Annotated in this window: 10 protein-coding genes; 5 read left to right on the top strand and 5 right to left on the bottom strand. The window is 73.0% G+C overall.

The features are described 5' to 3' along the window. On the top strand, positions 1-709 hold a 709-nt coding region (locus JNW91_RS03855), incomplete at its 5' end, for a fasciclin domain-containing protein (RefSeq protein ID WP_238424301.1). A gap of 6 nt (positions 710-715) precedes the next feature. Here the strand turns inward: JNW91_RS03855 and JNW91_RS03850 are convergent. Next, the gene (locus JNW91_RS03850) at positions 716-1,717 is read right to left on the bottom strand and encodes a tyrosine-type recombinase/integrase (protein WP_203173550.1); all 1,002 of its coding nucleotides are present in this window, start codon (positions 1,715-1,717) and stop codon (positions 716-718) included. A gap of 5 nt (positions 1,718-1,722) precedes the next feature. Here JNW91_RS03850 and JNW91_RS33815 point away from each other — a divergent pair, with 5 nt between their 5' ends. Both JNW91_RS33815 and JNW91_RS03840 read left to right on the top strand, forming a co-directional pair. Further along, positions 1,723-1,965 (top strand): AAA family ATPase, encoded by a 243-nt coding sequence (locus JNW91_RS33815; protein WP_203173561.1) that lies wholly within the window; start codon positions 1,723-1,725, stop codon positions 1,963-1,965. Beyond that, positions 1,914-2,348, top strand: coding sequence for an AAA family ATPase (locus JNW91_RS03840; protein ID WP_203173549.1), 435 nt, complete (start codon positions 1,914-1,916; stop codon positions 2,346-2,348). Before JNW91_RS33815 ends, JNW91_RS03840 begins: the two co-directional genes overlap by 52 nt. Before the next feature lie 154 nt (positions 2,349-2,502). Here the strand turns inward: JNW91_RS03840 and JNW91_RS03835 are convergent, their stop codons facing one another. Continuing rightward, complete coding sequence (locus tag JNW91_RS03835; RefSeq protein WP_203173548.1) at positions 2,503-2,847, bottom strand: hypothetical protein; 345 nt, start codon at positions 2,845-2,847, stop codon at positions 2,503-2,505. A 1,075-nt stretch (positions 2,848-3,922) separates the two neighbouring features. On the opposite strand from JNW91_RS03835, the gene JNW91_RS33425 reads away from it, so the two are divergent. Together JNW91_RS33425 and JNW91_RS03825 are read left to right on the top strand one after the other, a co-directional pair. Continuing rightward, complete coding sequence (locus JNW91_RS33425; protein WP_309244214.1) at positions 3,923-4,528, top strand: response regulator transcription factor; 606 nt, start codon at positions 3,923-3,925, stop codon at positions 4,526-4,528. 105 nt (positions 4,529-4,633) lie between these two features. After that, complete coding sequence (locus tag JNW91_RS03825) at positions 4,634-5,233, top strand: response regulator transcription factor (RefSeq protein ID WP_309244213.1); 600 nt, start codon at positions 4,634-4,636, stop codon at positions 5,231-5,233. A 26-nt stretch (positions 5,234-5,259) separates the two neighbouring features. Here JNW91_RS03825 and JNW91_RS03820 read toward each other — a convergent pair whose 3' ends face one another. The 3 genes from JNW91_RS03820 to JNW91_RS03810 form a co-directional block, all read right to left on the bottom strand. After that, positions 5,260-7,038: an ATP-binding cassette domain-containing protein gene (locus JNW91_RS03820; protein WP_203173546.1), complete on the bottom strand. Its 1,779-nt coding sequence runs from the start codon at positions 7,036-7,038 to the stop codon at positions 5,260-5,262. After that, positions 7,035-8,651: an ABC transporter ATP-binding protein gene (locus tag JNW91_RS03815; protein WP_238424317.1), complete on the bottom strand. Its 1,617-nt coding sequence runs from the start codon at positions 8,649-8,651 to the stop codon at positions 7,035-7,037. Before JNW91_RS03815 ends, JNW91_RS03820 begins: the two co-directional genes overlap by 4 nt. A gap of 182 nt (positions 8,652-8,833) precedes the next feature. Then, positions 8,834-8,953 (bottom strand): SapB/AmfS family lanthipeptide, encoded by a 120-nt coding sequence (locus JNW91_RS03810; protein WP_013734295.1) that lies wholly within the window; start codon positions 8,951-8,953, stop codon positions 8,834-8,836. Positions 8,954-8,957: the final 4 nt, after the last annotated feature.

Below are 8,957 nucleotides of genomic sequence, written 5' to 3'. Positions count from 1 at the left end.
ACGCCCACCCACCAACCCCGAACCCGTGGAGGACGCCGTGCCGCACCCCGCCACCCCGACCGGCACCCCACCGCGACGCCCCCGACGGCCAGCCCTCGGTCTCCTCATACCGACCCTGCTGCTGGCAGCCTGTACCAGCACCGGCACGCCACCCACGGACACGGAACCAGCGACCAGCACCACGACACCCCACGTCGCCGGGCCACTGTGCGCCGCCCTGCCCACCGGCACCGAACCGGGCAACCCGGCCTTCCTCGCCGGCCAACCCGTCGACGAGGCACTGCGGTGGATCCCCACCCTCACCACGTTCGAGGCGGCCCTGCGCACCAGCGGAGTCCTCACCGACCTACCCGCCGGAACCGCCGTCACCGTCCTCGCACCCACCGACGACGCGTTCGCCGCCACGTTCTCCCAGGACAACTGGGACGACCTCATGACCCACCACACCGACCAGCTCCGCACCCTGCTCAAGGCGCACCTCATCACGGGGGACCACCCGATCGACCACCTCGCCTCCGCCGGCACGACCACCACCCTCGACGGCGTCACCGTCACCGTCACCCGTACCGCCACCACCGCCCGCCTCAGCGACCGCGCCGACGCGGTCTGCGCCGACTACCAGGCCACCAACGCCCGCATCCACATCATCAACGCCGTCCTCGGCCCCCTTCCCGTCACCGCCGACGGCACCGACGACCGAGCACACTGACCGCGCTCACTCCTGGTCCATCGCAACCAGAGCCGCCAGCGCCCGGTTGGTCCGGTTGGCCCGCACCGCATCACGCTGCTGGCCCGCCGTCACCTCGATGTACGTCTGCGACGACGCCAGCGACGCGTGCCCCAGCAACCGCATGATCTCCGCAGCGCTCGCCCCGTCCTCCGCCAACCGCGTGGCGAACGTGTGCCGCAGCGCGTGCAACCGCGCCCCGCGCGGCACCCGGTCACCGATGCCCGCCCGCCGGTAACAGGACTCGACGAGATACTGCAGCCCACCGCGGCGCAGCGGCTCGCCGTGCCGGTCCACCAGCAACGCCGAGTCGGGGCGTACCGACCGCGCACCGAAGCGCCGACGGCGACTGTCCAGATAGTCCACCAACACCCGGTCCAGATCGCCCTCGATCGGCACCACCCGGGGACGCCCACCCTTGCCGGTGACCTCGATCCGCCGCTCACCGGGCCGACCCGCCAGCGACCCGACCCGTAACGCCAGCAGCTCCGACAGACGCAGCCCGGCGCACAGCGCCACCGCCAGCACCGCGACGTCCCGCTCCGGCCACGGATCACGCTGCCGGCCGTCGTCACGCGCCACCGACGCGAGCAGCACCTCGGGGGTGTCCGCGCCGCGCAGCGGCTTCGGCTGGGGGAGTAGCGCCCGAGGCCGGCCAACCGCCGGCATCGGATTGCCCGGCACCACCCCGTCGGCGACCAGGAACGTGAAGAAACTGTTCCAGGTGGACCAGGCCCGATGCACCGACGCGGGCGCTCGGGGCGCCGCGAACCGGGCGAAGGCCGCCCGCATCACGCGGGGGGAGAGGTCGGTGATCGACAGCTCGTCGAGGGGGAGGGGAGTGGTGTCGCCCTCGGCTACCAGAGCGGCCACCGCGTGCAGGTCCCGCCGGTAGGCCGCCAGGGTGTGCGGGGAGGGCTTGCGGGTCGCCCGGGCGGTCAGGAACTCCTCGATCAGCACTCCGAGCGAGTCGTCCTTTTTGTCATGCATAAGGGATATTATGCACTATTTTCGCCGTTTCCGGGAAGCGTGAAGGAAGGGGGAGAGCATGCCTGAACCCAGGCGGTACGGTCCTGACCGGAGCACCCGGCGCCGGCAAGACGACCCTGCTGGAGGCGCTGCGCCACAAGGGACACGTCACCGTACGAGAGGCCGCGAAGACCTTCCCGTCGATCATGGACTTGTGGTGCCCGCTGCCACCACATTCGCGCAGTTCGTCCACCACCACAACTCCATGATCGACGGGAATGGGCGCACCGCGGGCCGGCCGGTGCACTGGTATGACCGGTCGCCTCTGTGCACTCTGGCGTTGGCGCGGTATCTGGGTAGGGCGATCGGTTGGGCGCTCGCGGCCGAGGTGGAGCGGGCCGTGCGGGAGCGGACCTACCAGCGGTTGGTGTTCCTGATCAGCCCGCTGGGCTTCGTCGAACGAACGGCCGTGCGCCGGATCGGCTACGCCGAGTCCCTGGCCTTCGCCCGCGTGCACGAGGAGGTGTACGAGGCGTACGGGTTCCACCTGGTCCACGTGCCGGCCCGACCGGTGGCGGAACGGGTCACCCTGGTCGAGAAGTACCTGTCCACGGACGACGGGGGGATCCCCACATCGCGCTACTTTACATAATGTGCATTATCGAATCAGAACTGACCCAAAGCGGGACCCGAGGCAGCGCCTCTCGCCGCTGGCGCACGCCGACCCGGACAACCCGCGGCTGACAGGCGAGCGCGACTCGAAGAGTGATCGGCCGATCACCGGATGCGGTGGCGTGTCCACATAGCTACCATGAGTCAGCAATCCCGAGCGGAAGGGGTCGTGCCGCGTGCGAAGTCCCGTCAATGGAACCGCGCCGACGCGTGCGCCGACCCGATCGGTTTCGCCCGCGGCCGACCGGGGGCGCTGGCTCACCCGGCGGATGGCGCTGATCCTGGCTACCGTCGGGGCCGGCTTCATCGTGGTCCTTCTGTTCCAGGGGCCAGCCGCCGCCGACGGGGGCCGCAGCGGTTCCGGCGGCGAGCGTCATCAGCAGACCGGCGTCCTGGTCGAGCGGGTCGTCGTCGGGCTCCCGGTCGCGGAAGGCCACAACCGGCACCGCCAGCGGGGCGCGGGTGCCGACGAGCGTCACCAGGGTGGACCCCTCGCCCCGCCGGCAGGCGTCGTCTCTCCGAGGGACGCGACGCCACCGACGGCGCGTTCCGGTTCCGGCCGACGCTCGTCCGGGTCGGTGCCGCTCCCCCGCATCGGCGCATCCGTGGCGCACGGCTCGGTCGAGCGCGGAGGACTCCAGCCGGGCCGTCGGTCGGACGCAGCCGCCGGTGCGGGTCATCGTCCGGCTCGCGGTACCGGCCCGGCCGGCCCGGCCGCCGATCCCCCGCGGCATTCAGGCTCGGCCACGCTCGGCACGCCGTCGGCCGTGCCGCCCGCCATTTCGTCCACGATGGACCTGGTCAGTGCCCCGTTTCCGCAGGTCGCCGGCGTCGTGGGCGGTGTGCCGATCCGGTCGATCGTCATCGCGCTCCGGCACGTCGCCGATGCCGTTCTTCCGCCCGTTCTCGGCGTGGTGACCGTTCCGACGCCATTGCGACTGCCCGTGCCGCCGGCGTCCGGGTCCCGTCCCGTCGCGGTGAGCGACCCGACGAGGCAGCCCGCCTCGGCCGTGCCGGCGTCACCGGTGGATCCGACGCTGACCCCGGTACCAGCCGGGACGCTGCCGGCGGTGGCTGCGCCGCCGCTGGCGCCTGTCGTCGAGGCGGTGGACAGCGCGGTCTCGACGGGACGCCGTGTCGCACGGCCAGGTCCGACGCCCATGCGGGCGAATCTTCCGGGTCTGCCCGTCGCACCCGCTGAGCAGGGTGCCGCCGGAGTCAACGACGGATCGGCGCCCGGGCCCGGGTTGGTGTGGCCACTCGCCCGGCAGTCGCCCGCTGGTGCTGAGCAGACCTGCGATCTCGTGTCGCTCGTCCTCGGGACCCGATCTCGGTCGGTGATCGCCCGGCCTGGCTGACGCGGGCCGATCGGCCGGGGTGGCTGGCCTGCTCGACAGGTTCACCCGCTGGGGTCGACCGGCGCCCGTGCCCGTTCGTCGTGACGGTGCCCTGGGCCGATACCTGCCCGTCTGTCGCGCGCGACCGGCCCTGTTGAGCCCTGTGGATGATCCGGGGTGGGTGGCCGTCACGCGTACCTGAGATCGGAGAAACGTGGTGATCCACGTTGTCATCGCCGAGGACATGGGTTTGCTCCGCGGGGCGCTCTGCGCCGCGCTGTCAACTGAGGAGGACATGGAGGTCGTCGCCGACGTCGAGGGCGTCGGCGAGCTGTTGAAGGTGGTCCGGCGGTGCAAACCGCAGGTGGTGGTGCTCGCGCTGAGCCCGGATCTCCCCGACCCGGTGGAGGTGGTCGCCGCGGTTGGTGTCGAGGCGCCCACCACTGCCGTGTTGGCGATGAGTCCGCGGTGGAGTCCGGCGCTGGTGGAGGCGGCGCTGGCGGCCGGCGCTCGGGGTCTGGTCGGCAAGGATGGCTCCCTGGCGGAGTTGGTGCGGGCGATCCGCACGCTCGCCGCCGGGGAGCGTGCGATCGACCCGGCCGCTGCGGCGGCGGTGCTGTGGCCCACGGAGAGCCCGTTGACGCCCCGGGAGATGGATGTGCTGCGGATGGCCGCCGAAGGTCTGCCTCTCAAGGAGATCGCTGTCCGCCTGTACCTGGCACATGGGACGGTGCGCAACCATCTGTCGGCGATTCTGCGCAAGACCGGTGCTCGGAACCGGTTGGAGGCGGTGTGGCGTGCGCGGCGGGACGGCTGGTTGTAGTGGTCGGGGGCGGGTCCGGCGGTCTGCCCGGGCCCGCTCCCCCGACGTGCGGACACGTCGGGTGCGTGCTTGAATTATCACGTTGTGTGATCATCATCGGAGTGCGTGGGAAGGTTCGAAGTGATCCGTACCCTGCTCGCGTTGGACGGTGCCCTGGTGTTGGGCGCGTTGTCGTTCGTCCTCGCTGCCGAGGATGACATCCGTGTGGTGGCGAAGGTGGACCGCGGCGAGGCGGTTCCCGCGGCGGTGCGGGCCCAACGCCCCGACGTGGTGGTGGCGGACCTGAACTTCATCGAGGGGGTCGACGCCAGTCGCCTCGGCCCGTGTCCGGTCCTGGTGCTGGCTCACCCACGTCGGGCTGGGCGGCTGCGCGGAATGGCCTGCGCGACCCGGATGGTGGGCGTGCTGCGCAGCGACGTCGCTCCTCAGCGGGTCATCGACGGGATCCGCCGGCTCGCTCGGCGGGAGCCGGTGCTCGACGCGGACCTCGTCGTCGCGGCGCTGCACTCGGACGGCCCACTGACCGATCGTGAGACGGAGGTGTTGTCCCTGACCGCGGCGGGGGCGCCGGTCGCGGAGGTCGCGGTGTCGCTGGGGCTCACCTCGGGCACCGTCCGCAACCATCTGGGGCGGATCGCGCGCAAGGTTGGTGCGCGTACCCGGGTCGAGGCGGTGCGCGTCGCACGCGAGGCGGGCTGGATCTGACCCCCCGCCGGTGTGGGCGGGCGGTGTCAGCCCCGCCGCGCCGGCGTCGCCGGGGGTGCCACCGCCGGCTCGTCCCAGTAGCCGACGAGCAGCCGGTAGGTGGCCGAGTGTGCCAGCAGTTGCTCATGCGTCCCCGCGACGGGCTCGTCACCGTCGAGGACCAGAAGTCGACGGGCCCGGAGCGCGGAACTGATCCGGTGGGCGATCACGACCAGGCTGCCGGGTCGCCGGGCGAAGGCGTCTTCGACCGTGGCCTCCAGTGCCGGGTCCAGGTGGCAGGTGGCTTCGTCGAGGATCACCAGTGGGGCGGGCGCGAGCCAGGCCCGGACCGCGGCGATGAGCTGCCGCTCGCCGCCGGAGAGCAGGGCCGGTGTGACCTGTGCGTTCAGGCCGCCCAGGCGGGTTGCCAAGGGGCGCGCGCCGAGCGTGTCGAGGGCGGTTTCCAGCGTGCGGTCGTCGGCGTCGGGCCGGAGGTAGCGCAGGTTGTCGGCGAGGCGTCCGGTGAAGATGTAGGCCTCCTGCGGTACCAGCACCCGCATTCGGGCGAGGGCGGCCGGGTCGGCGCCGGTCACCGGCTCGCCGGCCAGGTGGACGGTGCCGGCTTGCGGTGGCACCAGGCCGGCCATCAGGGCGGCCAGTGTGGACTTGCCCGCACCACTCGGGCCCACCACGGCGAGGTGTTCGCCGTGGGTCAGGTCGAGTGAGAAGTTCTCCAGGATGGGCCGGGAGCGCGGGCCGTAGCGGAAGGTCAGTCCCCGGACCTCGACGGCCGGGGCGGGGCCGGTCCGGCCGGTCGGTGGGCGGGAGCGGGGCGTCCGGTTGACCGACTCCGGTGGACGGGGAGCGTCGATCTCCGGGCAGGTGCGCAGGATGTTCTCCAGGGTCACCACGTAGCGCAGTCCGCCGCCGCCGACGCCCTGGACCAGGGTGTGCAGGGCTGGTTGCAGGCCGGTGGAGACGTAGATCAGCGCGCCCAGCACCGCGCCGGCGGTCAGGCCATGCTGGACCAGCCACGGTGCGGCTGCCAGCAGCACCACCAGCGGCAGCCAGCCGCCGATGCCGAGGCTGAGGCTGCGGATCGCGGCCATCCGGGCGAGTGTGCGTTCCGCGGCGGCCTGCGACGACACTCGACGTTCCACGTCGGCCGTCACACGTGCCTGCGCGCCGCAGGCCAGCACGTCTCGGTGCCCGGCCAACGCGGTCGCGGCGGACTGGCCGAGCTGCTCACCGGCCCGGACGTACGCGCGCTGGTGCGTGACCATCGCCGGCAGCGCGGTGAGGAACACGGCCAGGCCGACGGCCAGGGGCGCGGCGGCGAGCGCCGCCACCACCGGTGCCAGGGCGAGCAGGCCGAGCAGGGCGGCGCCGGCGGAGAAGAGGAAACCGCGGGTCACCATCAGCAGACCGGCGAAGGTGTCGCGGACAATCTCCGTCTGGTGGGTCAACCGGGCCACCGCGGTGCTGTCCGGGTGGCCGCCGGCCCGGGTGGCGTCGCGCAGCGCCCCGCGGACCACCTGAGCGGCCAGTTCGTCGCGGAACGGCTCGACCACGGCGCCGAGGCTCCGGTACGTCCGGCCGGTGGCCGTCGCGCCGATCAGCACGGCCACGGCGAGGGCACCCAACCAGGTCAGGCCGGTGAGTGCGTGCCCGGCCAGGAAACCCTCGTCGACGGCGCGGGCGACCAGGTAGCCGGAGAGCAGCGCGGGCAGTGACTCGACCAGCGACCAGCCGCACAGCCGGGCCAGCTCCCGCCGGCGGGCCCGCATCGCCCGCCAGGTCACTCGGCGTACCCCGGGAGGGTTCACGACCCACCGCTGGCGGGTTGGAAGACCGCTCGGTAGTCCGGGTCGGCCCAGAGCCGCTGGTGTGGTGCCAGGCCGCGCAGCCGTCCGCCGTCCAGCCAGGCGACGAGGTCGGCCGTCGCGGCCGTGGCGACCCGGTGGGTGATCACCAGCCGGGTGCGCTCGCCGGTCCGTCCGGTGACCGCCTGGGCGATGCGGTGTTCGGTGGCCGTGTCCAGGCTGGATGTCGCGTCGTCCAGGATGAGCAGTCGTTCGGCGGCGAAGGCGCGTGCCAGGCCGAGGCGTTGGGTTTCGCCCCCGGACAGGGGTGTGTCCGCCAGCGGGGTGCGGTAGCCGTGGGGTAGCCGTTCGACCACGTCGGCGACCGCCGCCATGCGGGCGGCCTGTAGGACCGCCGGTGTCGCCGGAGCCGGGTCGGTCGGCAGGGCTGCCGACCCGGGCGGCAGCGCCAACCCGATCGCGTCGTGGATGGTCGCGCCGATCAACACGGGTCGGTCGAAGGCGTAGCCCACGGCCCGGCGCAGCGCCGCCCGGTCGAGGTGCCGCAGGGGTACGCCGTCCAGTCGCACGTCGCCGTCGTCGGGATCGTGCAGTCGTCCCGCTATTGCGGCCAGGGTCGATTTGCCGGAGCCGGACGTTCCGACGACGGCCACGGTCGAGCCGGCCGGTACGTCCAGGTCGATCCGGTCCAGGATGGGCCGGCCGTCGTCGGCGCGCACGCTCACCCCGCGCAGTCGCAGCGCGCCGCCGCCGGGTGGGAGGGGTCGGTCGCCTGCCGGCACGACGGGCTGAGCCAGCAGCTCGGCGATCCGAGTCGCGCCCGCGCGGCTGCGGACCAGGTGGTTCAGTGCGGCGAGTACGCCGCCGAGGCCGGCGCCCATCGCCGCGTAGCGGACCGCGGCGACCAGTTGCCCTGGCGTCAGCCAGCCGACGGTCAGGGCGTATCCGCCGACCGCGACGACGCTGAGGTGCAGCAGCGGCGCCACGGCGGACGTGCGTGCGCTCACCCGGGCCAGCAGCTCCCAACCGCGCCGGCCGTGCGCGCCGAGTTCCGGTAGGGCCGCCAGCACCCGCTCCTGCTCACGGTGGGTGGTGGCGGCGGCGGCGATGGTCCGGGCCCCGGTCAGTGATTCCAGCAGTCGGCCGGCGATGGCGCCCAGCACCCGTTGGTAGCTGGCGGTCACGGCCGAGGCGTCGGAGACGAAGGCCCGCATGAGGATGGTGAGCAGGCCGAGGCCGGCGAGCAGGGTGACCCCGAGCACCGGTTCCATGATGGTGAGCGCGACGACGCTGCCGAGTGGCGGCAGCAACGCGATCACCGCCAGCACCACGGCGTTGCCGGCTTGTCCCGCGTCGGCCGTCTGGCTGACCAGCCGGCCGACGAGATCACCCACCGGGTGCCGGCGGGTGGTGCGGACGTCCAGCGCGAACAGGTGGCGCAGCAGGTGCCGGCGCAGCTCGGCGGTGGCTCGTGCCGCGCCGAATCCGGTGGCCAGGTCCGTGAGGGTGTCGACGCAGATGAGTACGACGACCAGTGCGCAGGCGGCCACCGTCCACCAGCCGGAGCCCGCGGCGAGAGCGGCGTCGACGGCGCGTCCGAGGACCGCGGGTAGCAGGAGTTCGGCGGTCGCGCCGAGCAGCGCGACGCCGCGAGTGCGGCGGTCCAGCCACCGCCCGCCAGGACCGTCCGCCTGAGCAACCGGTCTCCCGTGGCGAACGTCGGCATCGGTCCTCCCGGTGCTGCGTGGTTGCCCTGGGCGGGTACGTCTACCCGCCCAGGGCCACGCGTGCGAATGGATCAGTTGCAGGTCGTGACGGAGAGCGAGCTGTCGCCGCAGAGCAGCAGGCTCGCCCGGCTACCGCCACCCGTGCGGTCGGCCGGAGCCATCTCCAGGCCCTGGAGGTCCAGAAGCGCCATGTCG

The organism is Micromonospora parastrephiae, from assembly GCF_016802865.1.
GTDB lineage: Bacteria > Actinomycetota > Actinomycetes > Mycobacteriales > Micromonosporaceae > Micromonospora > Micromonospora parastrephiae.
The sequence above is the reverse complement of the archived record's forward strand: the minus strand, read 5'-3'. Positions and strand labels throughout refer to the sequence as shown.